At 73.8% G+C, this 25,935-nt stretch carries 30 protein-coding genes; 10 read left to right on the top strand and 20 right to left on the bottom strand.

All coding sequences use genetic code 11. The features are described from left to right. Positions 1 to 2 precede the first annotated feature (2 nt). A complete protein-coding gene (locus tag SGUI_RS16815; protein ID WP_066642332.1) occupies positions 3 to 557 on the top strand; it encodes an RDD family protein in 555 nt (184 codons plus the stop codon). Then, on the top strand, positions 554 to 1,477 hold the full coding sequence (locus SGUI_RS16810; protein ID WP_066642324.1) for a tyrosine recombinase XerC: 924 nt from the start codon (positions 554 to 556) through the stop codon (positions 1,475 to 1,477). The genes SGUI_RS16815 and SGUI_RS16810 overlap by 4 nt, the downstream gene beginning before the upstream one ends. A gap of 38 nt (positions 1,478 to 1,515) precedes the next feature. Here SGUI_RS16810 and SGUI_RS16805 read toward each other — a convergent pair whose 3' ends face one another. The 9 genes from SGUI_RS16805 to rplS all read right to left on the bottom strand — a co-directional run bounded on the left by SGUI_RS16805 (position 1,516) and on the right by rplS (position 8,181). Continuing rightward, complete coding sequence (locus SGUI_RS16805; protein WP_237141397.1) at positions 1,516 to 1,992, bottom strand: DUF4112 domain-containing protein; 477 nt, start codon at positions 1,990 to 1,992, stop codon at positions 1,516 to 1,518. 14 nt (positions 1,993 to 2,006) lie between these two features. Beyond that, positions 2,007 to 2,519: a murein hydrolase activator EnvC family protein gene (locus SGUI_RS17780; RefSeq protein ID WP_066642321.1), complete on the bottom strand. Its 513-nt coding sequence runs from the start codon at positions 2,517 to 2,519 to the stop codon at positions 2,007 to 2,009. Between the two features lie 128 nt (positions 2,520 to 2,647). Continuing rightward, a complete protein-coding gene (gene dprA, locus SGUI_RS16795; protein WP_066642318.1) occupies positions 2,648 to 3,769 on the bottom strand; it encodes a DNA-processing protein DprA in 1,122 nt (373 codons plus the stop codon). Beyond that, the gene (locus SGUI_RS16790; RefSeq protein ID WP_066642316.1) at positions 3,766 to 5,295 is read right to left on the bottom strand and encodes a YifB family Mg chelatase-like AAA ATPase; all 1,530 of its coding nucleotides are present in this window, start codon (positions 5,293 to 5,295) and stop codon (positions 3,766 to 3,768) included. Before SGUI_RS16790 ends, dprA begins: the two co-directional genes overlap by 4 nt. Further along, positions 5,295 to 5,672, bottom strand: a complete 378-nt coding sequence (locus SGUI_RS16785) for a YraN family protein (RefSeq protein WP_157621899.1) — start codon at positions 5,670 to 5,672, stop codon at positions 5,295 to 5,297. The genes SGUI_RS16790 and SGUI_RS16785 overlap by 1 nt, the downstream gene beginning before the upstream one ends. Before the next feature lie 174 nt (positions 5,673 to 5,846). Further along, complete coding sequence (locus SGUI_RS16780) at positions 5,847 to 6,167, bottom strand: DUF2469 domain-containing protein (protein ID WP_066642306.1); 321 nt, start codon at positions 6,165 to 6,167, stop codon at positions 5,847 to 5,849. Further along, positions 6,164 to 6,841 carry a ribonuclease HII gene (locus tag SGUI_RS16775; RefSeq protein WP_066642304.1) on the bottom strand — a complete coding sequence of 226 codons (678 nt, stop codon included), beginning with the start codon at positions 6,839 to 6,841 and terminating at the stop codon, positions 6,164 to 6,166. Before SGUI_RS16775 ends, SGUI_RS16780 begins: the two co-directional genes overlap by 4 nt. 47 nt (positions 6,842 to 6,888) lie before the next feature. Beyond that, positions 6,889 to 7,659, bottom strand: coding sequence for a signal peptidase I (gene lepB / locus SGUI_RS16770; RefSeq protein ID WP_066642302.1), 771 nt, complete (start codon positions 7,657 to 7,659; stop codon positions 6,889 to 6,891). A 120-nt stretch (positions 7,660 to 7,779) separates the two neighbouring features. Continuing rightward, on the bottom strand, positions 7,780 to 8,181 hold the full coding sequence (gene rplS / locus SGUI_RS16765) for a 50S ribosomal protein L19 (protein WP_066642300.1): 402 nt from the start codon (positions 8,179 to 8,181) through the stop codon (positions 7,780 to 7,782). Between the two features lie 268 nt (positions 8,182 to 8,449). Here rplS and serB point away from each other — a divergent pair, with 268 nt between their 5' ends. Beyond that, positions 8,450 to 9,325 carry a phosphoserine phosphatase SerB gene (gene serB / locus SGUI_RS16760; RefSeq protein WP_066642297.1) on the top strand — a complete coding sequence of 292 codons (876 nt, stop codon included), beginning with the start codon at positions 8,450 to 8,452 and terminating at the stop codon, positions 9,323 to 9,325. Here serB and trmD read toward each other — a convergent pair. The 5 genes from trmD to SGUI_RS16735 form a co-directional block, all read right to left on the bottom strand. Continuing rightward, positions 9,298 to 10,023: a tRNA (guanosine(37)-N1)-methyltransferase TrmD gene (trmD, locus tag SGUI_RS16755; protein ID WP_066642294.1), complete on the bottom strand. Its 726-nt coding sequence runs from the start codon at positions 10,021 to 10,023 to the stop codon at positions 9,298 to 9,300. The genes serB and trmD overlap by 28 nt on opposite strands. A 5-nt stretch (positions 10,024 to 10,028) precedes the next feature. Next, entirely contained in the window at positions 10,029 to 10,544 is a 516-nt protein-coding gene (gene rimM, locus SGUI_RS16750; protein WP_066642292.1) for a ribosome maturation factor RimM, read from the bottom strand. A 107-nt stretch (positions 10,545 to 10,651) separates the two neighbouring features. Beyond that, complete coding sequence (locus SGUI_RS16745) at positions 10,652 to 10,894, bottom strand: RNA-binding protein (RefSeq protein ID WP_066642290.1); 243 nt, start codon at positions 10,892 to 10,894, stop codon at positions 10,652 to 10,654. 2 nt (positions 10,895 to 10,896) lie between these two features. After that, positions 10,897 to 11,448 carry a 30S ribosomal protein S16 gene (rpsP, locus tag SGUI_RS16740; RefSeq protein ID WP_066642288.1) on the bottom strand — a complete coding sequence of 184 codons (552 nt, stop codon included), beginning with the start codon at positions 11,446 to 11,448 and terminating at the stop codon, positions 10,897 to 10,899. 133 nt (positions 11,449 to 11,581) lie between these two features. Continuing rightward, the gene (locus SGUI_RS16735) at positions 11,582 to 13,132 is read right to left on the bottom strand and encodes a helix-turn-helix domain-containing protein (protein ID WP_066642267.1); all 1,551 of its coding nucleotides are present in this window, start codon (positions 13,130 to 13,132) and stop codon (positions 11,582 to 11,584) included. Between the two features lie 115 nt (positions 13,133 to 13,247). Between SGUI_RS16735 and aceA the strand changes: the two genes are divergently transcribed. Beyond that, positions 13,248 to 14,552 (top strand): isocitrate lyase, encoded by a 1,305-nt coding sequence (gene aceA / locus SGUI_RS16730; RefSeq protein WP_066642265.1) that lies wholly within the window; start codon positions 13,248 to 13,250, stop codon positions 14,550 to 14,552. A gap of 167 nt (positions 14,553 to 14,719) precedes the next feature. Then, complete coding sequence (locus SGUI_RS16725) at positions 14,720 to 16,309, top strand: aldolase/citrate lyase/malate synthase family protein (protein WP_066642263.1); 1,590 nt, start codon at positions 14,720 to 14,722, stop codon at positions 16,307 to 16,309. A 10-nt stretch (positions 16,310 to 16,319) separates the two neighbouring features. On the opposite strand, the gene SGUI_RS16720 is transcribed toward SGUI_RS16725, so the two are convergent. Then, positions 16,320 to 17,423: an amidohydrolase family protein gene (locus SGUI_RS16720; RefSeq protein WP_066642260.1), complete on the bottom strand. Its 1,104-nt coding sequence runs from the start codon at positions 17,421 to 17,423 to the stop codon at positions 16,320 to 16,322. Positions 17,424 to 17,494: 71 nt separating this feature from the next. Between SGUI_RS16720 and SGUI_RS16715 the strand changes: the two genes are divergently transcribed. Next, the gene (locus SGUI_RS16715; RefSeq protein ID WP_157621898.1) at positions 17,495 to 18,178 is read left to right on the top strand and encodes an N-acetyltransferase; all 684 of its coding nucleotides are present in this window, start codon (positions 17,495 to 17,497) and stop codon (positions 18,176 to 18,178) included. Between the two features lie 32 nt (positions 18,179 to 18,210). On the opposite strand, the gene SGUI_RS16710 is transcribed toward SGUI_RS16715, so the two are convergent. Together SGUI_RS16710 and SGUI_RS16705 are read right to left on the bottom strand one after the other, a co-directional pair. Continuing rightward, the gene (locus SGUI_RS16710) at positions 18,211 to 18,795 is read right to left on the bottom strand and encodes a mismatch-specific DNA-glycosylase (protein ID WP_066642258.1); all 585 of its coding nucleotides are present in this window, start codon (positions 18,793 to 18,795) and stop codon (positions 18,211 to 18,213) included. Continuing rightward, complete coding sequence (locus SGUI_RS16705) at positions 18,792 to 19,937, bottom strand: M4 family metallopeptidase (protein WP_066642257.1); 1,146 nt, start codon at positions 19,935 to 19,937, stop codon at positions 18,792 to 18,794. The genes SGUI_RS16710 and SGUI_RS16705 overlap by 4 nt, the downstream gene beginning before the upstream one ends. Positions 19,938 to 20,022: 85 nt before the next feature. Between SGUI_RS16705 and SGUI_RS16700 the strand changes: the two genes are divergently transcribed. Together SGUI_RS16700 and SGUI_RS16695 are read left to right on the top strand one after the other, a co-directional pair. Continuing rightward, entirely contained in the window at positions 20,023 to 20,277 is a 255-nt protein-coding gene (locus SGUI_RS16700; protein WP_066642255.1) for an antitoxin, read from the top strand. Continuing rightward, positions 20,274 to 20,714, top strand: a complete 441-nt coding sequence (locus SGUI_RS16695) for a type II toxin-antitoxin system VapC family toxin (RefSeq protein ID WP_066642247.1) — start codon at positions 20,274 to 20,276, stop codon at positions 20,712 to 20,714. Before SGUI_RS16700 ends, SGUI_RS16695 begins: the two co-directional genes overlap by 4 nt. Before the next feature lie 29 nt (positions 20,715 to 20,743). Here the strand turns inward: SGUI_RS16695 and ffh are convergent, their stop codons facing one another. Beyond that, the gene (gene ffh, locus SGUI_RS16690; protein WP_066642245.1) at positions 20,744 to 22,384 is read right to left on the bottom strand and encodes a signal recognition particle protein; all 1,641 of its coding nucleotides are present in this window, start codon (positions 22,382 to 22,384) and stop codon (positions 20,744 to 20,746) included. A gap of 95 nt (positions 22,385 to 22,479) precedes the next feature. Here ffh and SGUI_RS16685 point away from each other — a divergent pair, with 95 nt between their 5' ends. Further along, a complete protein-coding gene (locus SGUI_RS16685) occupies positions 22,480 to 23,415 on the top strand; it encodes an oxygenase MpaB family protein (protein ID WP_066642242.1) in 936 nt (311 codons plus the stop codon). A 109-nt stretch (positions 23,416 to 23,524) separates the two neighbouring features. Here SGUI_RS16685 and ftsY read toward each other — a convergent pair whose 3' ends face one another. Next, positions 23,525 to 24,706 carry a signal recognition particle-docking protein FtsY gene (ftsY, locus tag SGUI_RS16680; RefSeq protein ID WP_066642241.1) on the bottom strand — a complete coding sequence of 394 codons (1,182 nt, stop codon included), beginning with the start codon at positions 24,704 to 24,706 and terminating at the stop codon, positions 23,525 to 23,527. A 77-nt stretch (positions 24,707 to 24,783) separates the two neighbouring features. On the opposite strand from ftsY, the gene SGUI_RS16675 reads away from it, so the two are divergent. After that, the gene (locus SGUI_RS16675; protein ID WP_066642238.1) at positions 24,784 to 25,521 is read left to right on the top strand and encodes an AAA family ATPase; all 738 of its coding nucleotides are present in this window, start codon (positions 24,784 to 24,786) and stop codon (positions 25,519 to 25,521) included. 6 nt (positions 25,522 to 25,527) lie between these two features. Here SGUI_RS16675 and SGUI_RS17775 read toward each other — a convergent pair whose 3' ends face one another. Continuing rightward, entirely contained in the window at positions 25,528 to 25,818 is a 291-nt protein-coding gene (locus tag SGUI_RS17775) for a hypothetical protein (RefSeq protein ID WP_066642236.1), read from the bottom strand. Between the last annotated feature and the right edge of the window lie 117 nt (positions 25,819 to 25,935).

The raw sequence follows: 25,935 nt of genomic DNA, 5'->3' as shown, positions 1-25,935 counted from the left end.
ATATGACCTCGCCCGCCACCTCCTCGCCGAGCGTCGCCTGGCGCCCCCCGGCGCCGCTGGCCCGGGTGCGGTCCTGGCTCGGGGACTGGTTGGTCATCGGCGCCTGGATCGGGGTCCTGAGCCTGGTCGGTGCCGTGGTCGTGCCCCGGCTGGAGCTGCCGGGGGCGGGTGCGGCGACCCCTCGCGGACTGCTCGTCGCCGACCTCGTCTTCACGGTGATCACGGTGCTGCCGTGGTGGCTCTACCTGTTGCTCACCGAGAGCTCGGGTCGGCGGGCCACGCTCGGCAAGCGGTGGGCGGGACTCGTGGTGGCCGGTGCGGCCGGGGGCGTGGCCTCCGCGGCCGCGGTGTGGGGGCGCAACCTGGTCAAGGTCGCGCCGTGGCAGCTGGCCCACCTGGGTGTCAGCAGGAGCATCTACCAGGTGCAGACGGGGTGGGCAGCGGTCTTCCTCGGCCTGTCCCTGGCCCTGCTCGCGGCGTGCGCGGCGCCGGCGCTCGCCGGGGGTCGGGGTCTGCACGACCGGGTCGCCGGGACCAGGGTGGAGGGGGCCGCGTGAGCACCACCCCGTTCGACGCGGACCGGCACCTGCTGGAGGCCTTCGAGCAGCACCTGCGGATCGAGAAGGGCCGCTCGGAGCACACCGTGCGGGCCTACCTCGGCGACCTCACGGCGCTGGACGAGTTCCTCGCGGGTCGGGGGGTCGCCGCGCTGCCCGAGGTGCGCCTGACGGACCTGCGCGCCTGGCTTGGCAGCATCGGCGCCGCCGGTGCCTCGCGCTCGACGGTGTCGAGACGGGCCGCCGCCGCCAAGACCTTCTTCCGCTGGACCCAGCAGACGGGGAGGACGGGCTCCGACCCCTCGCTGCGTCTCGTCGCGCCGGGGAAGGAAAAGCACCTGCCGGGGGTGCTGCGTGCGCCCCAGGCGGGTGCGCTCATGGAGCTGGCGGGCGTGGCCGCCGACGACGAGGACCCGCTGCACCTGCGCAACCGGGCGATGCTCGAGCTGCTCTACGCCTCCGGGATGCGGGTCGGTGAGCTCACCGGGCTCGACATGGACGACGTCGACCTCGAGGCGGGCACGGCGAGGGTCCTGGGCAAGGGCGACAAGGAGCGGGTCGTGCCCTTCGGCGCCCCGGCGGCCGAGGCGGTCACCGGCTGGCTCGCCGCCGGACGCGCCCGGCTGGTCACCGCCGAGTCCGGCGCCGCCCTCTTCCTGGGCCGGCGCGGCCGACGCGTCGACCAGCGGCAGGTGCGCTCCACGCTGCAGGACCTCCTGGCCCACCTCCCGGACACCCCGCCCATGGGGCCGCACGGGCTGCGGCACAGCGCCGCCACCCACCTCCTCGAGGGCGGCGCCGACCTGCGCACGGTGCAGGAGCTGCTGGGCCACGCCAGCCTCGCGACCACCCAGATCTACACGCACGTCTCCGTCGACCGGCTGCGCAGCGCCTACCAGCAGGCGCACCCGCGCGCCTGAGCTGCACCCGGGTCAGCGGCCGGCCACCCGGGGTCGCCTCACCGGATGAGCAACCTCCACAGCGCGACGAGGACGACGATGCCGATGACGATCCCGATCACCAGCGGCAGCACGATGAGCAGCGCCGCCAGCAGCACGTAGACCGGGCCGGACCGGGACGACCTGTGGCCCAGCGCCAGGGACTCCTGGAGCAGCCGGTAGTTCTTGCGGTTGGCCCGGTGCGCGACGTCCGCCGCGTCGCCGACGACGGGGACCGGCCCGAGCGCGGCGTCGATGAGCATGTTCCACGACATGCGGGCCAGGACCAGGAGCGGCACCCGGCGGCTCGCGGCGTCGTACATGATGGCCGCGGACATCCCCGAGCCGAGGATGTCGCCCGCCCCGGGCAGCAGCCCCAGCAGTGCGTCGAGGCCGAGGCCGATGCGGGTGCCCGGGATGGTCACCAGGTCGTCCATCACCCGAGCGAGGTGTCGGCTCATCCCGGTGTCGCGGGCGGGGTCGCGCTGCTCGGTCACCCCCCGAGTGTCCCTCAGCCCTCGACCGGCAGCAGGGTCAGCTCGACCCCCATCAGCAGGGGCGTGGGGTCGACGTAGCCGTCGCGCCCCCGGACCGCCCCGAGGTGCAGGCACGCCTGCAGGACGCAGTGGCCGCCCTCCCCCAGCCGTCCGAGCCCGTCCCCGCGAGCGACCCGGGTGCCGCGACCCACCCGGTCCGCCACCGGTTGGTAGGTGCTGCGCAGCCCGCTCGCGTGGGTCACGCTGACCATCCCGACCCCGGCGATCGTGCCGCTGTAGGTGACGACCCCGTCGTCGACGGCCAGCACCGCCTCCCCGGCCACGCCGGCCAGGTCGATCCCGCGGTGTCCGGCGCTCCAGCGCTGCTCCGGTGGGTCGAAGCCGTGCACGACGGCTGGTGTCCCGGCCAGCGGCCAGCCCCACAGGGCGGTGCGTCCCCGGTCCCGCGCCGTGCCGCCCGACGCCTCCCGGGCACCGAGGACGCCCGAGGCGCTCGCGCCCACCACGGCGACGTCGGGTGCGCCCACCCCCCTCTCCTGCGGGGCCTGGCCAGGGGCCGGGAGCAGCACGGTCGCGGCCAGCACCGGCCCGAGGACGAGGCGGCGTCGCGCCGTCCCGGCGCGAGTGCCACGCCGGGGCAGCCGAGTGCCGGGCGTCACCGGGACCCCACCGGCCTGCGCTGCCAGCCGTCGAGGAGCTCCTCGGCCAGGCCCTCGCGCTCGAGCGAGCGCAGCGCACCGAGCGTCTCCGCGAGCGTCAGCCCGCAGCGCAGCATCACCTCGTCGACCCCGCTCGAGGAGCGCGGCCGCAACCACTGCCAGACCCGCCGCAGCTCGTCCGGCAGGTCGTCGCCCGCCCGCTGCGCACCCCGCTTGACCGGCGCGAGGTCCGCGCCGATGTGCCCGACGAGCTCGGCGACCTCGGCGCCGTCCGTGACGAGCTCGGCGCCCATCCTGATCTCGGCGTGCGCGCCCTGCGACATGAGGCTGTCGACCGAGCCGGGGACGGCCATGACGTGCCGGCCCAGCTCCCGGGCGTGCTTGAGCGTCGATCGGGCGCCGGAACGCAGCCCGGCCTCCACCACCACGGTGCCCTGGGCCAGCCCGGCGATGATCCGGTTGCGGGCGAGGAAGCGCATACGGGCCGGCGCCCCGCCGGGCGGCGTCTCGCTCACGACCAGCCCGGTCCGCCGTATGCGGTCGATGAGCTCGGCGTTGGCGCGGGGGTAGGCGACGTCGACTCCGCCGGCGAGCACGGCCACCGTGCAGCCGTCGGAGGCGAGCGCCGCCCGGTGGGCCGCCGCGTCGATCCCGAAGGCGGCCCCCGAGACGATCGTGAAGCCTCGGCCGACGAGGTCGACGCAGAGCCCGGCGGTGACGTGGTCGCCGTAGGCGGTGCTGGCCCGGGCCCCCACCACCGCCACGCTTCGGCGCACCACCTCGTCCAGCCGCCCGGGACCGGCGACCCAGAGGCACCATGGGGGATGCTCCAGATCGTCGAGGCAGGCCGGCCACTCCGGGTCCTGCGGCACCAGCACCCGGGCGCCGACGAGCCGCGCCACCTCGGCGTCGTCGACGGCGGTGGCCCGCTCCACCCGTGCGCCCAGCCGGTGCAGGTCCGGCCCGCCCGGGATCCGTCCGTCGCGCAGGACGTAGCCGACCAGCGCCTCGACGCCGTGCTCGGCCACCACCTGCTGCACCCGCTCGTCGTAGGGCTCGGCGAGCCGCGAGAGGAGCACCCGCGCCCGACGCTCCCCGCCGGTGGTCACGGCGCTCATGCGACCTTCACCCCCGTCGGGGTGCGCAGGTCGAGCGCCAGGGTCACGTCGTCCAGGCCCGGTCGCTGGGCGCCGCGCAGGTCTGCGAGCGTCCAGGCCACCCGCAGCGCGCGGTCCAGGCCACGCAGGGTGAGGGTGCCCCGGTCCATCGCGAGCTCCAGCGGTCGTCTCTCCCGCGCGGACGGGCGCCACGGGTCCTCCCGCAGGAGGGCGCCCGGGACCTGGCTGTTGAGCCGGTAGCCCAGGTCGCGCCAGCGCTCCCCCTGCTGCCCGCGGGCGGAGGCCACCCGTGCGGCGACGACCGACGACGGCTCACCTGGGGGCAGCGTCAGGTCGCCACGGGTCACGGCGCTGACCGCCAGCTTGAGGTCCACCCGGTCCAGCAGCGGTCCGGACAGGCGCCCGAGGTAGCCGTTGCGCCGGAACGGCGGGCAGAGGCACTGCCCACCGGCGCTGCCGCACGGGCAGGGGTTGGCGGCCAGGACCAGCTGGAATCGCGCGGGCAGCCGGACGTGCCGGTCCGCCCGCGCGATGACCACCTCACCGGACTCCAGCGGCTGCCGCAGCCCGTCCAGCACGTCCCGGCGGAACTCCGGCGCCTCGTCCAGGAAGAGCACACCGTGGTGCGCCCGCGAGACCGCGCCGGGGTGCACTGCCCTCGAGCCACCTCCGATGACCGCCGCCGTCGACGCGGTGTGGTGCGGGGCGACGAAGGGCGGCCGCGACACCAGCCGGTCGTCCACCGGCAGCGCGCCGAGCACCGAGTGGATGGCCGTCACGGCGAGCGCGTCCTCACCGCCCAGCTCGGGCAGCAGCCCCGGGAGACGTTCGGCGAGCATCGTCTTGCCGGCCCCCGGCGGGCCGACCAGGAGCAGGTGATGCCCGCCCGCCGCCGCGATCTCCAGGGCCTGCCGGGCCACCGCCTGCCCGACCACGTCGCCGAGGTCGGGCACCGCCAGGGCCGCTCGGGGCACGGGCGGCGGCATGTCCAGGTCGAGGCACACCCCCTCGGCGCGTGCCCGGAAGAAAGAGCGCACCTCCCCCAGGCTGCGCACCGGGTGGACCCGGACGCCGTCGACCAGGTCCGCCTCGCGAGCGGCGTCCGCGGCGACGAGCACCTCCGTGACCCCTCCGGCGGCGGCCGCCACGACCATGGGCAGGACACCGGGGACCGGCCGGACGTCGCCGGCCAGGCCGACCTCGCCGATCTGCGCCACGCCCGAGACCGCCGCCGCGGGCACATGGTCCTCCGCCGCCATCATGGCCACCGCGATCGCGAGGTCCAGGCCGCTGCCGGTCTTGGGCACCCCGGCCGGCGAGAGGTTGATGGTCCACCGCCGGGGCGGGACCGCCATCCCGCAGTTGCGCAGGGCCGGGCGAACCCGGTCCGGCGCCTGCCGGCAGGCGTTGTCGGCGAGGCCCGTCATGACCGTGGCCGGGAGGCCGTCGGCCCCCTGCGCCTCGACCGTGACCAGGCGCCCCTCCACCCCGCTGAGGGTGACGGCGTGGGTCCGGGCCAGGCCCATCAGGCCACCGCCCTCAGGTGGGTCAGGACCGGCTCGGCGTCGTGCCGGCGCAGCACGCCCACCACGTCGATCCGGAAGGCCGAGCCCCGTCGCCCGTGCTCCTCCAGCCAGGCCCAGGCCAGCGTGCGCAGCCGCCGGGCCTTGTCCGGCCCGACGGCCTCGACCGGCTCGCCGAAGCGCGCCGACCGGCGCGTCTTGACCTCGCAGAAGACTAGCATGGGGCCGTCGGCCGCCACGATGTCCAGCTCACCGTCGGAGCACCGCCAGTTGCGCTCCAGGACCTGCCAGCCCAGCGACTCCAGGTGGACGCAGACGAGCTCCTCCCCCGAGTCCCCGACCTCCCGGGCCTGCGCCCAGGGCATACCTCCAGCAGCCATGTCCCCCTCCTCGATCCCGCCGGCGTCCGGCGCTCCTGATCCAGGCAAGCGCGGGCCCGGGAGGGGCACAAGGGAGGGGTCAGAGATCTGTGGACGGACCCGTCCGTGACGTCAGGATGTGGACGACAACGACACCACGGGTCCTCCGCTGGGCGCGTCGTCCGCGGGCCGACCTCAGTCGCGGTCGGTGAGGCCCTTGACGTCGAGGTCGGACTTGGCCAGCTCCTCGACGTTGACGTCCTTGAAGGTGATGACCCGGGCCTTCTTGACGAAGCGCGCGGGCCGGTAGACGTCCCACACCCAGGCATCGGTGAGCGTGACCTCGAACCAGGTCTCCCCGTCCCCGGAGCGCACCTTCACGTCCACCTCGTTGGCGAGGTAGAACCGCCGCTCGGTCTCCACCACGTGGGTGAAGAGGCCGACGACGTCGCGGTACTCCCGGTAGAGCGCCAGCTCGGCGTCGGTCTCGTACTTCTCCAGGTCCTCTGCGCTCACGGCGCCATCCCTTCCTCGCGCGCGGGCAGCGCGCCCGCCGCGGGGATGTTCCAGCTGCGTCGGTGCCACGTGCACGGCCCGAGACGACGCAGCGCCTCCTGGTGCTCGGGCGCGGCATACCCCTTGTTGTGCTCCCACAGGTAGGGCGCGTGCTCCTCCTGCCTGGCCGCCTCGACCATGAGGCCGTCCCGCTCCACCTTGGCCAGGACCGATGCGGCGGCGACCGAGGAGCAGCGCAGGTCGGCCTTGATCATGGTCCGGACCGGCGGCGGCTCCGGCCCGTCGACCAGCCCGAGCAGACCCACCCGCCCGGGGTCGGTGAGCCAGTCGTGGTTGCCGTCGAGCAGCACCAGGTCGGGGCGCAGCTCGCCGAGCTGGGCGAGGGCGCGCTCCCCGGCCAGCCGCAGCGCGGCCATGATGCCGGTGGCGTCGATCTCGGCCGGCCAGGCGTGGCCGACCCCGTGCCCGTGCGCCCACCGCCGGATCCTCGGGACGAGTCCCTCCCGGGCGGCAGGGGTGAGCAGCTTGGAGTCCTTGACCCCCTGCGGGGCGCTGCGGCAGGTCGCGTCGATCGCGACGACGCCTACGCTGACCGGCCCGGCCAGCGCGCCCCGACCGACCTCGTCCATCCCGACGAGCACGGTGTAGCCCTCGCGCTGCAGCGTGCGCTCCACCCGCAGGCTCGGCCTCCGGGACGGGGTCCTGCGCCTCGTCGCGGTGCTCACGGCGCGTCCGGGACGTCGGCGAAGGTGTCCGGCACGGTGAACCAGTCGAAGTGGTCGAAGGGGTAGATGAGCACGACCGCCTGCCCCACGACGTCCTCCAGCGGCACCGAGCCCTGCTCCCCCGTGCCGTCGTCGTTGGCGCGCGAGTCGCGCGAGTTCGACCGGTGGTCCCCCATGAGCCAGATGCGGTCCCGCGGCACGGTGATCTCGAAGTCGCTCGTGCTCGGCTCGTCCGACGGGAAGAGGTAGTCCTCCTCCAGCGGCTCGCCGTTGACCGTCATCCGGCCCTGCTCGTCGCAGCACGCCACGGTGTCGCCGGGCAGGCCGATGACCCGCTTGATGAGGTGGTTGCCCTGCGAGGAGGGCGCGACCCCCACGAACTCCAGCCCGCGCAGCGCCCCGTTGATCACCGGACCACGGTCCACCCGCTCGACCGGCGGCAGCCACCCGCCGGGGTCCTCGAAGACCACGATGTCCCCCCGGTCCACCCCGAGGGAGCCGAGCTGGACCTTGCTGACCATGACCCGGTCGCCGTAGACCAGGGTGTCCTCCATGCTGCCGGAGGGGATCCAGAAGGCCTGCGCCAGGAAGGTCTTGATGAGGAAGGAGATCACCAGCGCGGTGGCGGCGATGGCCACGATCTCCTTGACCGCCGCCCACAGACCGCCACGGCGGCGACCGTCGTCGCCGTGCTCGTCCGCCCGAGGGTCGGGGCCGGGCTCGTCGTGCTCGCCGTCCGCCCGACCGTCCCGCCTGGGGTCGCTCACCTGCTGCCGTCCTTGCGTCGATTCGAGGTCGTCTCGACCCTAACCCGGGACCCTGCACAGAGACCGATCCCCCGCCGGGGGCCGGCGAGGGATCGTCGAGGTGCGCGCTGGACCGGGATCTCAGTCCTTCTGGGCCGGCGCCTGGGTGGCCGGGGCGCCACCCTTCATCGCGGGGACGCTGTCGCGGCGCTCGCGGATCTTGGCCGCCTTGCCGCGCAGGTCGCGCAGGTAGTAGAGCTTGGCGCGGCGCACGTCGCCACGGCTCACGACCTCGATCTTCTCGATGTTCGGGGAGTGCAGCGGGAAGGTGCGCTCCACGCCGACGCCGAAGGAGACCTTGCGGACGGTGTAGGTCTCGCCGAGGCCACCGCCGTGGCGGCGGATGACGACGCCCTTGAAGACCTGGACACGGGAGCGGTTGCCCTCGATGACCTTCACGTGGACGTCGACGGTGTCGCCGGCGCGGAACTCGGGGATGTCGCTCCGCAGGCTGGCGGCGTCGAGATCGTCAAGCTTGTGCATGGGATGTCTCCTGCTCGCAGGTGCCACAGGTCACCCGCGGCGATCGGTGCGCGTCCTCGCCGGTGAGCGGGTGCGGCACGGGTCGTCGTGGTGTCGTCTCCGTCGGGTGCCACCCGCACGCTCCCCCTGTGGCAGGGGCACGGGCTCGTCGGCACGGACGCCGGGACGCAAGGATCCAGTCTGCCAGAGGTCCACCACGGCATCCAAGTCCGCGGCCGCGGCCACCGCGGCTGCACCACCGCCGGACCGCGGCACCTACGATCGAACTGTGCCCGTGCTGACCCTCCTGAGCGACCCGGCCGCCCGCGACCTGAGCGATGCCGCGGTCCGTGACGTCGGCGGGGGGCTGGCCGTCTCGGCGCCGCGCTGGCTGCGCACCGGTGCGGCCGTCGAGGTGGAGCTGCGCGACGGCGCGGTCCTCGGCGACGGGGTCCGGGAGGCGTGGCACGCGCGCGGCGTCGACGTGGTCCTCCAGACCGGCGGGGTCCGACGACGCCGGCTGCTGCTGGCCGACATGGACTCGACGATGATCGAGCAGGAGTGCATCGACGAGCTCGCGGCGCAGGTGGGCGTGGGCGAGCGCGTCGCCGCGATCACCGCGCGCGCCATGAACGGCGAGCTGGACTTCGCCGCCGCGTTGCACGAGCGCGTCGGGCTCCTGCAGGGGCTGCCGGTCGACGTGGTGCGCACCGTGCTCGACGAGCGGATCAGCCTCGCGCCCGGGGGCCGTGAGCTGCTCGCCACGACCACGGCCCACGGCGGGTATGCCGCCCTCGTGTCCGGCGGGTTCACCCACTTCACCGAGGTGGTGGCGAAACGGCTCGGCTTCGACGAGCACCGCGCCAACACCCTCGAGGTCGAGGAGGAGCGTCTCACCGGCAGGGTCGTCCCGCCGGTGGTCGGCCGGGACGCCAAGGTGGCCGCGCTGCACGACATCACCGCACGACTGGGGCTGACCCCCGCGGACGTCGTGGCGGTGGGCGACGGGGCCAACGACCTGCCGATGCTGCAGCTCGCGGGACTCGGCGTGGCGCTGCACGCCAAGCCGGTGGTGGCGCAGCGCGCACCGGTACGGGTCGACCACGGCGACCTCACCGCCCTGCTCTACCTCCAGGGCTACTCCGACGACGAGATCGTCCGGTAGCGCTCCATGAGGTCCGGCCGGCGCTGCTCGGTGCGGGCCAGCCGCTGCTCGTGCCGCCATGCCTCGATCCGGCCGTGGTGGCCGGAGAGCAGGACCTCGGGCACCTCGTGCCCGCGCCAGCCGGCGGGCTTGGTGTAGACGGGGTACTCCAGCAGTCCCCCGGTGTGCGACTCCTCCGCCAGCGACGCCTCGTTGCCGACCATGCCGGGCAGGAGCCGGGCGATCGCCTCGGTCATCGCCAGGACCGCGACCTCGCCGCCGTTGAGGACGTAGTCGCCCAGGCTGAGCACGGAGAGCGGGTAGCGGGAGGAGAACTCTTCGTAGACCCGCTCGTCGATCCCCTCGTAGCGCCCGCACGCGAAGACCAGCCAGTCCTCCTGCTCGGCCAGGCGGGACGCGGTGGCCTGGTCGAAGACCTCGCCCCCGGGGCCGGGGACGACGATCCGCGGCGTGCGCCCCGGTTGCGAGGAGCAGATCTCGTCGAGGGCCTCGCCCCACGGCTCGGGCCGCATGACCATGCCGGCTCCCCCGCCGTAGGGCGTGTCGTCGACGGTGCGGTGCCGGTCGTGGGTCCAGTCGCGCAGGTCGTGCACGTGCACCTCGAGCAGACCCTCGCGCCGCGCCCGCCCCAGCAGCGACAGCTCGAGCGGGGCGAGGTAGTCGGGGAAGATCGTGACGACGTCGAGACGCAGCGGCATACCGCTCACTCCCCCAGCTGCAGCAGCCCGGGCGGCGGGTCGACCACGACCCGGCCGGCCTGCTCGTCGACCTCTGGCACGAGCTCGGCGACGAAGGGCACGAGCACCTGACCCCCGGGCGTCCTCACCTCGAGCAGGTCCTGCGCCGGCCGCACGTGCAGCGCGCTCACCTCCCCGACCGGGCTGCCGTCGGGCAGGACGACGGCGAACCCGACGAGGTCCTCCTCGCGCCAGGCCTCCCCCACCTCACCCTCGTCCGCGTCCTCGTCGACGAGCAGACGGATGCCCCGCAGCGCCTCGGCGGCGGTGCGGTCGGCGTGCCCCTCGAAGGCGAGCAGGTAGATCCCCTGGTGGACGCGCACGCTGCGCAGCACGAGCGGACCGGGCGCGGCGGGATCGGTGCCGAAGCTCTCGCCCACCACGAAACGACCCGCGGGGTCGTCGGTGTGCACCTGGACGGTCACCTCGCCACGCAGTCCGTGCGGCTTGCCGACGCGGGCGGCGACGAAGGACTCGCTCATGGCTGCTCCTCTCGGGTATGCCGCCCGCTCACCGGGAGGTGCGGGCGGAACGCACGCGGCCCGCCCCGGCGCGGTGCCGGGACGGGCCGTCGATGCGGGTGCGTGGGTCAGCGGGACCGGTCGGTGTCGACGATGTCGACGCGGACCTTCTCACCGCCGGCGAGAGCACCGACGACGGTGCGCAGCGCGCTGGCGGTCCGGCCGCGCCGGCCGATCACGCGGCCCAGGTCGTCCGGGTGCACCCGGACCTCGAGGACATCGCCGTGGCGGGCGTTCTTGGTCCGCACGGCGACGTCGCCGTCGTGGTCCACGATGCCCTTGACCAGGTGCTCCAGGGCTTCCTCGAGCACGCTCAGGCCTCGTCGGTCTTGGCGTCGCCCTCGGTGCCGGTGGCCTCACCGGTGCCGGCCGCGGCCGAGCCCTCGGTGTCGGCCGGCGGGGCGGTCTCCTCGGCGGGCGCCTCGGTCGCCGACTCCTCGGTCGCCGGGGCCTTCTCGGCCTTCTCCTCGGCCTTGTCCGCCTTCTTGCGCTTCTGCGTGGTGGCGCCGGAGGTGTCCTCGCCGTCGGCGGCGGCGAGCGCGGCCTCGTAGAGGGCCTTCTTGTCGGCCTTGGGCTCCCGGGTCCTCAGGGTGCCCTCGGCGCCCTCCTCGCCCTTGAACTTCTGCCAGTCACCGGTGACCCGCAGGAGCGCGGCGACCTGCTCGCTCGGCTGGGCACCGACGCCGAGCCAGTACTGCGCCCGCTCGGAGTCGATGTCGATGAGCGAGGGCTCCTCGGTCGGGTGGTACTTGCCGATCTCCTCGATCGCCCGGCCGTCGCGCTTGGTGCGCGAGTCCATGACGACGACGCGGTAGTACGGTGCACGGATCTTGCCCATGCGCTTCAGGCGAATCTTGACAGCCACGTGTGCGGTGTCTCCTCAGTCTTGTCTGTGGTGGGCTACCTGGCGTCCGCGTGGGGAAGAACACGCACGGCGCCACGGTGGCGATGGACACATCCGGGCACGGTGAGAGGGCCGACCGCAGATGGGTACGCCCTCATTGTGCCACATCGGCGCCGGCCGGACGGTCCGCCACCTGCTCGTCCGCCGCCCCCTCCGGCGCGTGGCCGGCCACGAACCGCAGCACCTCGGTCTCGTCCACGCCCGGGAAGACGCCCGGCGGCATGACGGCCAGCAGGTGCGAGTGCGCCCGGGCGCTCGGCCAGACCTGCCCGTCCCAGGCGCGGGCCAGCTCCGCCGGGGGCCGGGTGCAGCACCGCGGGTCGGGGCAGCGGGAGACGCGCCGCTGGGTGGTCTCCCGCCCGCGCATCCAGCGGACCTGGTCGAAGGGCACCCCGAGGCTGACCGAGAACATCCCGGCCGGGGTCGGCTCGGCGACGGCGGTGCACCAGTAGGTGCCGCGCCCGGTGTCGGTGTACTGGTGGTAGACCGAGCCCGGCGGCTGGTCGAAGACGACCCGGGCGGTCCAGGACCGGCATACCCGCGCCCCCTCGATCGCGCCCGAGGCGTCCATGGGGAAGCGCACCCCGTCGTTCTCGTAGGCCTTGTAGATGACCCCGTCCGCGCTGGTCCGCATGAAGTGGACCTGGAGGTCGAGGTGCTCGGTGGCGAGGTTGCAGAAGCGGTGGGCGGCCGTCTCGTAGGACACGGCGTAGGCGTCACGCAGGTCCTCCAGGGCGATGTCCCGGTCGGCCTTGGCCCGCTGGAGCAGCGGCACCGCGCTGCTCTCCGGGATGAGGGTCGCGGCGGCGAAGTAGTTGATCTCCACCCGCTGCGCGAGGAACTCCGCGTAGTCGCGCGGGGGCTGGTGGTCGAGCACGACGTGGCCCAGGGCCTGGAGCGCGGCGGCCCGCGGGTCGTGACCGCCGCCGGTCGGGAGGTAGATCCGCCGGTGCGCGAGGTCGGTGACCGTCCGGGTGGAGGCGGGGACGTCGGGCACGGCGACGATCTCGAAGCCGACGTGGCGCGCGATCCGGTTGACCGCCTCGTGCGACAACGGACCCTGGGTATGCCCGACCTGCTCCACGAGCGCGGCGGCTGCGGACTCGATGTCGGCGAAGTAGTTGCCCGCCTCGCGCATCCGGGCCCGCAGCTCGGCGTTGGCCAGGCGCGCGAACTCCGGGGTGGCGGCCCGCTGCTGCTGCAGCCCGACGACGCTCTCGTAGAGCCCGACCAGCGCCTCGAGGGCGTCGTCGGGCAGGCCGGGGCCGACGCGCACCGGCGGGATCCCCAGCGTCTGGAAGCCCTCCGCCCGCTGCGCCCGCTCCCAGCGCACCTCGAGGGCGGCCCGGCGGCTGGGCGGCCCGCCGGTGAGCAGGGCCGTGAGGTCGACGCCCAGCGCGGTCGCGATCCGGTCGAGCACGGAGGCCCGGGCCTCGCGCCGGCCGTTCTCGATGAGCGAGAGGGCCGAGGTGGACAGTCCCACCCGCCCCGCGACGTCGGCGAGGGTGAGGTCGGCGGCACGGCGGTGGTGCCGGACCCGACGACCCACGGAGACCGGGTCGGCGGCACCGGAGCCGGGGCTGTCGGTGCCCTCCAGGCGCTCGGAGGGACGGAACGGCAGCACCCGGCGGTGGGAGGACGGCATACCTCCACTGTAGCGAAATTTCTGCGATTCTTGACAACACAGATCCGCTCGGGAGGCGGGTCGACGGGGTGACAGTGGTGTCACAGCGACGATCGCCACCGAGAAAGGGCCGACGATGACGACGACCACCGAACCCACGACCACCGCTCCCGCAGCGCAGCAGGCGCTGGAGATCGAGCAGGACTGGCAGAGCAACCCCCGCTGGGAGGGGGTCGAGCGCCGCTACACCGCCGAGGACGTCGTGCGCCTGCGCGGCTCCGTCGTCGAGGAACACACCCTCGCCCGCCGCGGCGCCGAGAAGCTCTGGGAGACGCTGGAGACCAAGCCGTTCACCCGCGCGCTGGGTGCCCTGACCGGCAACCAGGCGGTGCAGATGGTCAAGGGCGGGCTCGAGGCGATCTACCTGTCCGGGTGGCAGGTCGCCGCGGACGCCAACCTCGCCGGGCAGACCTACCCCGACCAGAGCCTCTACCCCGCAAACTCGGTCCCGGCGGTGGTCCGCCGGATCAACAACGCGCTGCAGCGTGCCGACCAGATCGCGTGGATGAACGGCGACACCAGCACCGACTTCTTCGCACCCATCGTCGCCGACGCCGAGGCCGGCTTCGGCGGCCCGCTCAACGTCTTCGAGCTCATGAAGTCGATGATCGCCGCCGGTGCGGCCGGCGTGCACTGGGAGGACCAGCTCGCCTCGGAGAAGAAGTGCGGGCACCTCGGCGGCAAGGTGCTCATCCCGACCGGCCAGCACGTGCGCACCCTCAACTCCGCACGGCTCGCGGCCGACGTCCTGGGCGTGCCCTCGATCGTCGTCGCCCGCACCGACGCGCTGGCGGCGGACCTGCTGACCAGCGACGTCGACGAGATCGACCAGGAGTTCACCACCGGCGAGCGCACCTCCGAGGGCTTCTTCCGGGTGCGCAACGGGATCGAGCCGGTGCTCGCCCGGGCCAAGGCCTACGCGCCCTTCGCCGACCTCATCTGGGTCGAGACGGGCACCCCGGACCTCGGCCTGGCGCGGGAGTTCGCCACCGAGCTGCACAAGGACTTCCCGGGGCAGAAGCTCGCCTACAACTGCAGCCCGTCCTTCAACTGGAAGTCGGCGCTCTCCGACAGCGAGATCGCCTCCTTCCAGGACGAGCTCGGTGACCTCGGCTACGCCTTCCAGTTCATCACCCTGGCCGGCTTCCACGCGCTCAACCACTCGATGTTCCAGCTCGCCCAGGGGTATGCCCGGACCGGCATGAGCGCCTACGTCGAGCTGCAGGAGGCGGAGTTCGCCTCGGCCGCCTCGGGATACACGGCGGTCAAGCACCAGGCGGAGGTGGGCACCGGCTACTTCGACGCGGTGAGCACCGCGGTCAACCCGGAGTCCTCCACCACGGCGCTGTCCGGCTCGACCGAGTCCCAGCAGTTCCACTGAGCACCACCCGCACCTGGCCACCCGGACCCACCGCGGTAGCTAGGTGCGGGCATACCCACCCGGACACACCGCGGTGGCCAGGCGCGGCCATCGCAACCCGAACCCACCGCGGTGGCAGTGTGCGGGCAGACCGACACCACCGGCAGGACACCCGAGAGGATGAGGTCATGGAGACCTACCCCCAGGCGCTGCTCGACGCCGAGCAGCTCGCGACGCTGACCGACCTCGAGCGCGCCCTGCGCGAGCCGCGCGCGGCCCTGCTCCGTGGACGCAAGGAGCAGTCCCGGAGGGTGCGCGGCGGCGCCGAGCTGCAGACCCGCCCCGAGACCGCCGCGCTGCGCGCCGACGACACCTGGCAGGTGCGCCGGCCCCCGGCCGACCTGACCCACCGCCGGGTCGAGCTGGCCACGGCGGCGACCGCGGAGCAGGCCAAGGGGGCGCTGGCCTCCGGCGCCGACGTGTGGGTCGCGGACCTGGAGGACATGCTGGTGCCGACCTCTCGACGGCTGATCGCCGCCCAGGAGGTCATCCTCGAGGTGGCCGGGACCCGGACCGGCGACCCGGACCCTGGCGTGCCGACCCTCATGGTGCGGCCCCGGGGTCTCCACCTGGACGAGGCGCACCTGGAGGTGGACGGGCAGCCGGCGGGCGCCTCCCTGGTCGACACCGTCACCTTCCTCGCCCGCTGCGGACGGCTGCTGCTCGACCGCGGCACCGGCCCCTACCTCTACCTGCCCAAGGTCGAGTCGGCCGCCGAGGCGCAGTGGTGGGACGAGGCGCTGACTGCCGCCGAGGAGGCGCTCGACCTGCCGGCGGGCTGCACCCGGGTGAGCGTGCTCGTCGAGACCGTGCAGGCGGCATACGAGCTGGACGAGATCGTGCACGCCCTGCGCGAGCGGGTCACCGGGCTCGCCGCCGGCCGCTGGGACTACATCTTCTCCCACCTGCGGACCTACGGTGACCGCCCGGACCACGTGCTGCCGGACCGCGACGCGTTCACGATGAACACGCGCTTCCTGCGCACCTACACCGACCTCATCGTGCGCACCTGCCACCGCCGCGGTGTGCAGGCGATCGGCGGTCCGATCGCGCTCGCGGCGAGCGGCCCGTTCGACGACTCGGCGGCGATGACCCACGCCCGGGTGCACCGGGACAAGGCCCGCGAGGCCAAGCAGGGCTTCGACGGGGCCTGGGTGCTGCACCCCGCGCTCGTGCCGGTCGCGCGGCAGCCGTTCGCGGAGCGGGACCGGCGCCGCGACGGTGGTGAGGAGGTCGGACCGACCCCCGCAGCGCCCGACGTCGACGACGCCCCGGATGGGCAGGCGCTGCGCGACGTGAGCGCCATCCCGGGCGCGTCGACCCTGACCGGCGTCCGCACGGCGATGCGCTCCTCGCTCACCTACCTCACCGGCTGGCTGGCCGGGGAGGGCACCGTGACCATCGCCGGCCACGTCGAGGACTTCGGCACCGTCGAGCTGGCCCGGATGCAGCTGTGGCAATGGCTCTCGCACGGCACCAGGCTGGCCGAGGGGCCGACGATGTCGACGCTGCTGCTGGACCGGATGCTCGAGGACGAGGTGGCGCTGCTGCGGCGCCGCGGCGCGCGCGAGGACCTGCTGGAGCACGCCGTCCGGCTGCTGCGCGACTCGGTGGTCGCCGACGAGCCGCCGGCCTTCCTGTCCCAGCGCGCCTACGACGTGCTGCTCGGCCTCGGCGAGGCGGAGGACGAGCAGCAGGAGACGGCCGGCGCCGCCTGACCGCGGTGGGTCAGCCGGACACTCCGGAGCGGGCATGCCGGTGCCCGCGCAGGATGACGTGCGCCGGGTCGGCGAGGACCCGGACGTCCTGCCGCGGGTCGTCGGCGTAGACGACGAGGTCGGCGGACTCCCCCTCGGCGATGCCGGGTCGGCCCAGCCACTCCCGCGCCGACCACGTGGCCGCACCCAACGCCTCCAGCGGGGTCAGCCCGGCCTGCGTCAGCGCCTGCACCTCCTGCGACACCAGCCCGTGCGGCAGCTGACCGCCGGCGTCGGTCCCGACGTAGACGGGTATGCCCGCCTCGTGCGCCTTGGCGACGGTCTCGTGCCGACGGGCGTACAGGTCCATCATGTGGTCGGCGTAGGTGGGGAACTTGCCCCGCCCGGCCTCGGCGAACCCTGGGAAGTTGTCGATGTTGACCAGCGTGGGCACGATCGCGATGCCCTGCGCGGCGAAGGTGGCGATGGTGTCGTCGACCAGCCCGGTCGCATGCTCGATGCAGTCCGTCCCGGCGGCGGCGAAGTCGACCAGCGACTGCTCGCCGAAGCAGTGCGCGGTGACCCGGGCACCCTCCTCGTGCGCCGCGGCGATCGCGTCGGTGAGCACGTCCACCGGCCAGCAGGTGCCCAGGTCGCCGGTCTCCCGGTCGATCCAGTCCCCCACGAGCTTGACCCAGCCGTCGCCGGAGCGGGCCTCCTGGCGCACGTAGGCCACGAGGTCCTCGGGCTCGATCTCCCAGGCGAAGTTCCTGATGTAGCGCCGGGTGCGCGCGATGTGCCGGCCCGCCCGGATGAGCCGCGGGAGGTCCTCCCGCTCCTGCACCCAGCGCGTGTCGGCCGGGCTGCCCGCATCGCGCAGCAGGAGCGCGCCGGCGTCCCGCTCGGCGAGCGCGTGCTCCTCGGCGCGGGCCTCGTCGACCGCGCCCTGGGCCTCGAGCCCCACGTGGCAGTGCGCGTCCACGAGGCCGGGCAGGGCATACCCCCGCACCTCCTGGACGTCGCCGCCCGTTGGCGCGGTGAGGCTGACCCGGCCGTCGACCACCCAGATCTCGTCGAGCACCTCCTCCGGCCCGACCAGGACCTGACCCGTCACGTGCAGCACCGGTGCGTCCATGCCTCGCCTCGCCTTCCTCGCGACCGGTCTTCACCGTAGCGGGACCGGGTCGCGTCGTAGACTTCCCCCTCGTGTCCGAGCCAGCCCGTATGCCCTCCCGCGAGCCGCTGCGCGCGCCTCGTGTCGACCTCGGCGCGATGCTGCGGGACGCCGCCGACGGCCGCTTCCCCGAGCCGGACGGCCTCTTCTCCCGTGCCGCGCCGTGGCGCGACGGGGTCGAGGGCGCCGTGGCCTTCACCGGGCACGCGGTCATGGTCGTCGGCGAGGACGTCACCGACGGCGAGCTCGCGGCGCTCGGCGTGCACGGCTTCGGGGGGGCCCACGACCCGAGGATCGCCACCACGCTGGCCGGCGAGGGGCCGGTCGGGGTGCTCGACGCGCTGCTCGTGGGGCGCGGCACCGGCACCGGCGGGCCGCTCGTCGCCCGTCCCGACCTCGCCGACACCGACCGGGCCGCGCACGCCGGCGAGTGGCGCACCGAGATCGACGTCTACGGGCTGCCGGATCGGGACAGCACCTCGCTGGCCACGCTGTCCCGCGGGATCGGCGGCCTGCCGGAGGTCGGCATCCAGGCCGAGGACGGCCACGCCGCCACCCTGCTCGACGGCATCCTCGGCCGACGCCCGGCCGGTGAGGTGGTCCTGGCCTCGGTGACCCCGGGCAACGCCCGGTCGCTGCGCTTCTTCCTGCGGGCGGGCTTCGTCCCGGTCGCGAGCGAGCAGCTCTGGAAGCCGCGGAGGCCCGCCGGCCCCTGAGATCGGCAGGCGCGGACGGTCCGCCGCCGGTCTCAGACGACCCCGGCCGCCCGGGCCGGCTCGGCGTAGGCGCGCGCCAGCGACTCCACCGTCTCGTGGGCGTTGAGCCCGCTGGGGTTGGGGACCACCCACAGCTCGGCACCCTCGAGCGCGTCCGGCTGGCGGCCGGGCGTCGCCCCGCGCACCCCGAAGGCGCTGCGGTATGCCGTGATGCCGGCGACCGCGACGACCCGCGGCCGGACGCGGCGCACGGTGGCGCGCAGCCGGTCCCCGCCCTCGCGCAGCTCCGCAGCGGTCAGCTCGTCGGCCCGCGCGGTCGCCCGCGGGACGAGGTTGGTGATCCCGATCCCCCGGTCGAGCAGGTGCTCGCGGTCCGCGTCGTCCATCCCGGCGGCCGGGTCGATCCGGCGCCCGCTGACGCCGGCCCGCTCCAGCGCGGGGTAGAACCGGTTGCCCGGGTGGGCGAAGTGGGTCTGCGTCGCCGCGGTCCACAGACCGGGGTTGATCCCGACGAAGAGCAGGCGCACGTCGCGGTCCTCACCCTCGCCCGGCAGCAGGTCCGGCACGACGTCACCGCGGTGGGACCGCAGCTCCTCCCGGGTGAAGCGGGGCGTCACGAGACCGCGATGCCGACGCCGTCCCACGCCCCGAGCAGCGCCTCGACGACCTCGGGGGCGTCGGCATACCGCTCCCGCGCGGACACCAGGGTGGCCGCGGCGAAGGTCGCGAAGTCGACGTCACGGGCGATCCGGCCGCGGGTGGCGAGGGTGTCGAACCACACCTGCCCCGCGCGCTCCCAGGCCGGTCCGCCCAGCTCGGTCGCGAAGAGGTGGAAGGCCTTGTTGGGGATGCCGGAGTTGATGTGCACCCCGCCGTTGTCGTTGTCCGCGTCGTGCGGCAGGTCGACGTAGTCGTCCATGTGCGCCGGCTGCGGGTCGGCGCCGAGCGCCGGGTCGTCGTAGGCGGTGCCGGGCGCGGCCATGGAGCGCAGGGCCACCCCCTGCACCCGGTCGGTGAGCAGGTCGGCCCCGATGAGCCAGTCCGCGGACCCCGCGTCGTGCCCCAGGACGCGCTGCCGCACGAGCGAGCCGATGACGTCGCACACGGACTCGTTGAGCGCCCCGGGCTGCCCGACGTAGGTCAGCCCGGAGGTGTACTGCACGAGCCCGTGGCCGAGCTCGTGCGCGATGACGTCGAGGCTGGCGGTGAAGCGGGTGAAGTAGACCCCGTCCCCGTCGCCGAAGACCATCTGCCGGCCGTCCCAGAAGGCGTTGTCGTAGTCCTGCCCGTAGTGGACGGTGGCCACCAGCACCAAGCCGTTGCCGTCCAGCGAGTCGCGGCCGTAGGAACGAGCCAGCAGCTCCCACGTCGCACCCAGCCCGTCGTAGGCCTCGGTCACGGCGACGTCCTCGGTGGCCGGGTCGCCCTCGCCGCGCACCAGGCGTCCGGGAAGCGTGGTCGCGCCGTCCGCGTCGTAGACGCTGCGCCGCGGCGCGGCCCCCTCCGGCACCACGGTCCGCGGAGGGCCGGCCTGCTCCGGGGCGGCCGGCTCGCGGTGCAGCGGCATGGTCGGGGGCAGGAAGCCGCCCTGCCCCGGTGGTTGCCCGCCGGGCCAGCGCGTGGCGACCACCTCGCGCCGTCCACGCGTGTGCAGGGCGTCCTGCAGCGTGAACTGGACCGCGGGGGCCAGCTCCGGCTCGGCCTCGGCGATCCGGGCCAGCAGGTAGCCCGGGATGATCGTGCAGCGTGTCCCCGTCATGGCTCCACTCTGGCACGCGGCACCCACAGACCACTGTTCTTCAGGTGTCATCAGACATCATCATGAGTGATGCTATGCTGTCACGATGCGCACCACGGTCACGCTCGACCCGGACACGGAGTCCCTGATCCGGCAGGAGATGCTGCGCCGGGGGGTCTCCTTCAAGCGGGCCCTGAACGACGCCATCCGCGCGGGGAGCACCGGCCGCCAGTCACCCGCGCCCTTCCGCACCCAGGTGCACGACCTCGGTGAGCCGACGGTGAACCTCGACCGCGCGCTGCAGCTCAGCGGCGAGCTCGAGGACGAAGAACTGATCAGGCAGGTCAGGACCGGTCAGTGAAGGTCGTCGACGCCAACGTCCTCCTCTATGCCGTCAACCCGTCGGCGCGACACCACGAGGCGTCCCGCCGGTGGTTGGACGGTGCCCTCAGCGGTAGTGAGACGGTCGGGTTCAGCTGGCTGGTGCTCACCGCCTTCGTCCGGCTGTCGACCAAGGTGGGCCTGTTCCCCCACCCGCTCCAGCCTGGCCAGGCGATCGCGGTCGTGCGTGCCTGGCTGGGCGCTCCCGGGGCGAGGATGCTCGAGCCCGGCGGGGCACACCTCACCCTCATGGAGTCGATCCTGAGCGAGGTGGGTAGCGGCGGCAACCTGGTCAGCGACGCCCACCTCGCCGCCATCGCTCTCGAGGCGAACGCCGGCGTCGTCAGCTATGACACGGACTTCTCACGCTTCGAACGGGTGCGCTGCTCCCGACCGGATGACCTCCTCGGTCGCTGAGCGCACCCAGGTGAACCTCGACGGCGCGGTCAGCCCTTGCCGCCGTCGAGGTACTTCTCGAAGCCCTTGGGCAGCTTGAGCCCGGACAGGTCCTGACCAGCCTCGGCGTCCTCACCGGCCCCGAGCGCACCACCGCCGAAGGCGCTCTCGAACGACCGCTCCCGCGCCGCCTGCTCCTTGGCGACGGCGTCCCGCTCCTGCTGGGCCCGCTTGGCCGGGTTGCCCGACTTGCCCTTCTTGCGCTGCTGCTGCTTGCCCTTCCTGGCACCGCCCCCGCCGGCGCCACCCATGCCCGGCATCCCCGGCATACCGGGCATGCCGCCGCCCTTCTTGAGCTGGCGCATCATCTTCTGCGCCTCGCCGAAGCGCTCGATGAGCTGGTTGACCTCGCCGGTGCTGACCCCGGAACCGCGGGCGATGCGGGCCCGGCGCGAGCCGTTGATGATCTTGGGGTGGTTGCGCTCCAGCGGCGTCATCGACCGGACCATGGCCTCGACCCGGTCGAACTCGCGCTCGTCGAGGGAGTCCAGCTGGGCCTTCATCCCCTGCATCCCCGGCATCATGCCGAGCATCTGCTTGAGCGAGCCCATCTTCTTGATCGCCGACATCTGCTGCAGGAAGTCGTCGAAGGTGAAGTCCTCGTCGGTGAGGAACTTGCGGGTCATCTCCTTCGCCTGGGCCTGGTCGAAGGCCTGCTCCGCCTGCTCGATGAGCGTCAGCACGTCGCCCATGTCGAGGATGCGCGAGGCCATGCGGTCGGGGTGGAACAGCTCGATGTCCTTGACGCCCTCGCCGGTGGAGGCGAAGAGGATCGGCTGGCCGGTGACGGTGGCCACGGAGAGCGCGGCACCACCGCGGGCGTCGCCGTCCAGCTTGGACAGCACCGTGCCGGTGATCCCCACGCCGTCGGCGAAGGCCTTGGCCGTGTCCACGGCGGCCTGACCGATCATGGCGTCGATGACGAAGAGGACCTCGTCGGCGCTGGTCTCGATCCGGATGTCGTGCGCCTGGCGCATGAGGTCGACGTCGACGGCCAACCGGCCTGCGGTGTCGATGATGACGACGTCGTGGCTGCGGCGGCGCGCCTCCTCGACCCCGTCCACGGCGACGTCGACCGGGTCACCGAAGCTGCGGGTGCCCTCCCCCGACTCCAGGGTCGCGTCGTGGCCGTAGATGTTGCCGCGCTCGGGCGCGTAGACCTTGACCCCGGCCCGCTCGCCGACGACTTCCAGCTGGGTGACCGCGTTGGGGCGCTGCAGGTCGGCCGCGACGAGCAGCGGGGTATGCCCCTGGTCGGCCAGCCAGCGGCCGAGCTTGCCCGCGAAGGTCGTCTTTCCCGAGCCCTGCAGGCCCGCGAGCATGATGACGGTGGGCGGGTTCTTGGCGAGGTTGAGCCGCCGGGTCTGCCCGCCGAGGATCGAGACGAGCTCCTCGTTGACGATCTTGACGATCTGCTGGGCCGGGTTCAGCGCCTGGTGCACCTCGGCGCCCAGCCCCCGCTCCCGGATCCGGCCGGTGAACTCCTTGACGACGGGCAGCGCCACGTCGGCGTCGAGCAGCGCCATCCGGATGTCACGGATGGTGGAGTTGAGGTCGGACTCGGTGACGGCGCCCTTGCGCTTGAGGTTGCGGAAGGTCTGCGTCAGGCGGTCGGAGAGACTGGTGAACACCCTCCCTACGATACGTGCCGCGTCAGGCCGGCCCGTCCGCCGCCGGGGTCCGCTCCGGCGCGCGACCGGGCGGCGCCGCCGCGCATACTGGGCCGGTGCGATCCTCCCGACTCGCCGAGCAGGCCCGCAACCGCCTCGCGGAGGCGCTGCGGCAGCGGGTCGCGGGGCCGGACGCGGGACCGCGTGCAGAGGCGATCTGGCTGGCCCCCGGCGAGCGGAGGTTCGCCCCGGACGACCCGATCTGCCGGGTGCACGGGCACGCGGGGATGTATGCCGGTGGCATCCGCGCCCTGCTGCTCCAGGCGCTGCACCCCCTCGCCATGGCGGGGGTGGGCGAGCACTCGGGCTACCGCGGCGACCCGTGGGGCCGGCTGCAGCGCACCAGCGAGTTCATCGCGATGACGACCTACGGGCCGGTCGACTCCGCGCAGCGGGTGATAGACCGGATCAACCGGGTGCACCGCACCGTGGTCGGCACCGCGAGCGACGGGCGGCCCTACGCGGCGACCGACCCGCACCTGCTCCGCTGGGTGCACGTCGCCGAGATCAACAGCTTCCTCGTGGCCCACCAGCACTACGCGCGTACTCCGCTGACGGCGCCGGAGGCCGACCGCTACGTCGACCAGGCGGCCTGGGCCGCGGACCAGCTCGGGGTGCTCGACCCACCGCGGACGGTGCGGGACCTCGAGGAGTCGCTGACGGCATACCGGCCGGAGCTGAAGGCGACCGAGGGGGCCCGCGACGTCGCCCGCTTCCTGCTGGCCGAGCCGCCGCTGCCCTGGGCGGCGCGTCCCGGCTTCTGGCTGCTCGCCGCGGGCGCGGTGCAGATGCTGCCCGGGTATGCCCGCGACCTGCTCGGGCTACGCCCGCCCGAGCCGCTGCGACGTCTGGAGCGGCCGGCGCTGGCGGTTCTCGACCCGCTCGGCCGGCTGGGCACCGCCGCGGTCGGCTGGGCGCTCAGCAGCCCCGACGACCCACGCAACAACCCAGCGAGCTCGGCCGTCCTCGACCGCACCGCCCGGGACGGCTGACGCGTCGGCCCCTGAGCCCCTCTCCCCGAATTCGACCTTGGGAATGTTCGCCATGGCGAACATCTGCAAGGTCGAATTCGAGGGGTCGGCGACGACTCCTCGGGCGAGGTCAGCCGACGATCGCCGAGACGAAGGCCTCCGGGTCGAAGGGCGCCAGGTCGTCCGGCCCCTCCCCCAGCCCGATGAGCTTCACCGGCACACCGAGCTTGCGCTGCACGTTGACGACAATGCCGCCCTTGGCGGTGCCGTCCATCTTGGTGAGGACGATGCCGGTGATCGCGACCTCCTTGGCGAACTCCTCCGCCTGGCGCATGCCGTTCTGCCCGGTCGTCGCGTCGAGGACGAGGAGCACCTCGCCCACCGGCGCGACCTTCTCCACCACCCGCTTGATCTTGCCGAGCTCGTCCATGAGTCCGCGCTTGGTATGCAGCCGGCCGGCGGTGTCGACGAGCACGACGTCCACCTCGGCCTCCACCCCGCCCTTGACCGCGTCGTAGGCGACCGAGGCCGGGTCCGCGCCCTCGGTGTGCGAGCGGACCGTCGGCACGCCCACCCGCTCCCCCCAGGTCTGGAGCTGGTCGGCCGCAGCCGCCCGGAAGGTGTCGGCCGCGCCGAAGAGCACGTCCTTGTCCTCGGCGACGAGCACGCGGCCCAGCTTGCCGACGGTCGTCGTCTTGCCGGTGCCGTTGACCCCCACGACGAGGATGACCGCGGGGTGCTCACCCTCGCGGCTGGCCGTGATACGCCGGTCGAGGGTGGGGTCGACCAGCCGGAGCAGGTCGTCGTGGAGCCACTGCTTGACCTGCGCCGCGTCGCTCGTGCCGTCGACCTTGACCTGCGTCCGCAGCGAGTCGACCAGCTCCTGCGTGGCCTCGACCCCGAGGTCGGAGGCCAGCAGGGTGTCCTCGACGTCCTCCCAGTCCTGCTCGCTGAGGCCGCCGCGCGACAGCAGCGCGAGCAGGGCGTTGCCGATGGCGTTGTTGGAGCGGGCGAGCCGGGCGCGCAGCCGCTGCAGGCGGCCGCGGGCGGAGTCGGGGCGCTCCAACGTGGGCGTCGGGGCCTCGGGCTCCTCGACCGCGACCCCGCCGCCGCGGTCCTCGACCTCAACCTCGGGCTCCGGACGCTCCTCGGTGAGGACGTCGGTGTCCTCCTCCGGCCGAGGGCCGGTGCGCGGCAGCGTGGCCGAGTCGCCCCCGCGACCACGGACCAGCGCCACCAGCAGCGCGAGACCCCCGAGCACCACGACGGTGACGAGGGTCAGGATCTCCCAGAGCTCGTTGATCGGTCCCACGGCGTCAGTCTCTCAGACCTCCTCGACCGGTCCCGCACCGAGCGGACCCTGTCGGCGGCCGGGCATACGGTGCGGGTATGCCGACCGCCCAGGAGCCGAGCTTCGCCCCGGTCCCCGTCCGGCGGGTCGAGCGGCACCCTGGCGCCGCGCTGCCGGACGCGCGGACCTGGCCGCGGACCATCCCCGCGGTCGCCCAGCTGCTCGACGAGGGGCTCGACCTCGGGCCGGCCACGGTCCTGGTGGGGGCGAACGGCTCGGGCAAGTCCACGATCCTCGAGGCCGTGGCGATGGCCTTCGGCCTCAATCCCGAGGGTGGCTCCACCGGGGCGATGCACCAGACGCGCAGGACCGAGTCCGACCTCGGTCAGTGGCTGCGGCTGGTGCGCGGTCCCGGGGCCTCCCGGTGGGGCTACTTCGTCCGCGCCGAGACGATGCACGGGCTGTTCAGCTACCTGCAGGACACCGTTCGGCACGACTTCCACCGCTTCTCGCACGGTGAGGCCTTCGTCGAGCTTCTCAGCTCGCGTCGTTACCAGGGCGACGGCTTCTTCGTCTGGGACGAGCCCGAGGCCGGTCTGTCCTTCGAGGCGCAGCTGCGGCTGCTGTCCGAGCTCGTCGAGATCGCTGCGCAGCCCGGTGCCCAGGTGCTCCTGGCGACGCACTCACCCCTGCTGGCCGCACTGCCGGGAGCCGTCGTGCTCGAGTGCTCCGAGCAGGGGATGCGCGAGACGTCCTGGGACCGGCTCGACATGGTCGACCACTACCGGCGGTTCCTCGAGGCTCCCGAGCGCTACCTCCGGCACCTGCGCGCCTGAGGAGGGTCAGCTGGCGGCGGGGTACTGCCCGGGGGCGTCGTCCTGCGTCGCCGAGGACGCGGACGCCGTGCGGCGACGGTCCCGCATCGCCTGGGTGCGCTGGGCCGCCGACCGGCCCAGCTGCTCGCCCCGGCTGCGCACCTGCTCACCGCGACGGCGTGCCCCCGCGATGAGCTCCTCGCCCTCGGGCGTCCAGAACTCCCCTCGACCCTCACGACGCGCCTCGATCATGACGTAACCCACGACCCCCGCGCCCAGAGCGACACACAGCAGCATGGCCAGGACGAGTGCAAGCATGTGACCAGTGTGGGGCCAGGGGTGCTTCCCCGCCATGGTGCCGCGCGGCGTGTCGCGGGCGTGTCGCGCCGGACGTGAGGAGAATCACACGACGCAGACCGTGCGGCCGGTCGACAC

It is taken from the genome of Serinicoccus hydrothermalis (assembly GCF_001685415.1).
Taxonomy (GTDB): Bacteria; Actinomycetota; Actinomycetes; order Actinomycetales; family Dermatophilaceae; genus Ornithinicoccus; species Ornithinicoccus hydrothermalis.
This window is presented reverse-complemented; position numbering and strand designations above follow the sequence as displayed.

Coding starts and splice junctions, on each gene's coding strand:
- SGUI_RS16735 (WP_066642267.1), bottom strand. CDS start 13,132: ATGCCGTCCTCCCACCGCCGGGTGCTGCCGTTCCGTCCCTCCGAGCGC.
- rplS (WP_066642300.1), bottom strand. CDS start 8,181: ATGCACAAGCTTGACGATCTCGACGCCGCCAGCCTGCGGAGCGACATC.
- SGUI_RS16705 (WP_066642257.1), bottom strand. CDS start 19,937: ATGACGGGGACACGCTGCACGATCATCCCGGGCTACCTGCTGGCCCGG.
- SGUI_RS16720 (WP_066642260.1), bottom strand. CDS start 17,423: ATGGACGCACCGGTGCTGCACGTGACGGGTCAGGTCCTGGTCGGGCCG.
- SGUI_RS16815 (WP_066642332.1), top strand. CDS start 3: ATGACCTCGCCCGCCACCTCCTCGCCGAGCGTCGCCTGGCGCCCCCCG.
- SGUI_RS16785 (WP_157621899.1), bottom strand. CDS start 5,672: ATGGCTGCTGGAGGTATGCCCTGGGCGCAGGCCCGGGAGGTCGGGGAC.
- SGUI_RS16790 (WP_066642316.1), bottom strand. CDS start 5,295: ATGGGCCTGGCCCGGACCCACGCCGTCACCCTCAGCGGGGTGGAGGGG.
- aceA (WP_066642265.1), top strand. CDS start 13,248: ATGACGACGACCACCGAACCCACGACCACCGCTCCCGCAGCGCAGCAG.
- SGUI_RS16675 (WP_066642238.1), top strand. CDS start 24,784: ATGCCGACCGCCCAGGAGCCGAGCTTCGCCCCGGTCCCCGTCCGGCGG.
- SGUI_RS16725 (WP_066642263.1), top strand. CDS start 14,720: ATGGAGACCTACCCCCAGGCGCTGCTCGACGCCGAGCAGCTCGCGACG.
- trmD (WP_066642294.1), bottom strand. CDS start 10,023: ATGCCGCTGCGTCTCGACGTCGTCACGATCTTCCCCGACTACCTCGCC.
- SGUI_RS17775 (WP_066642236.1), bottom strand. CDS start 25,818: ATGCTTGCACTCGTCCTGGCCATGCTGCTGTGTGTCGCTCTGGGCGCG.
- rimM (WP_066642292.1), bottom strand. CDS start 10,544: ATGAGCGAGTCCTTCGTCGCCGCCCGCGTCGGCAAGCCGCACGGACTG.
- dprA (WP_066642318.1), bottom strand. CDS start 3,769: ATGAGCGCCGTGACCACCGGCGGGGAGCGTCGGGCGCGGGTGCTCCTC.
- SGUI_RS16700 (WP_066642255.1), top strand. CDS start 20,023: ATGCGCACCACGGTCACGCTCGACCCGGACACGGAGTCCCTGATCCGG.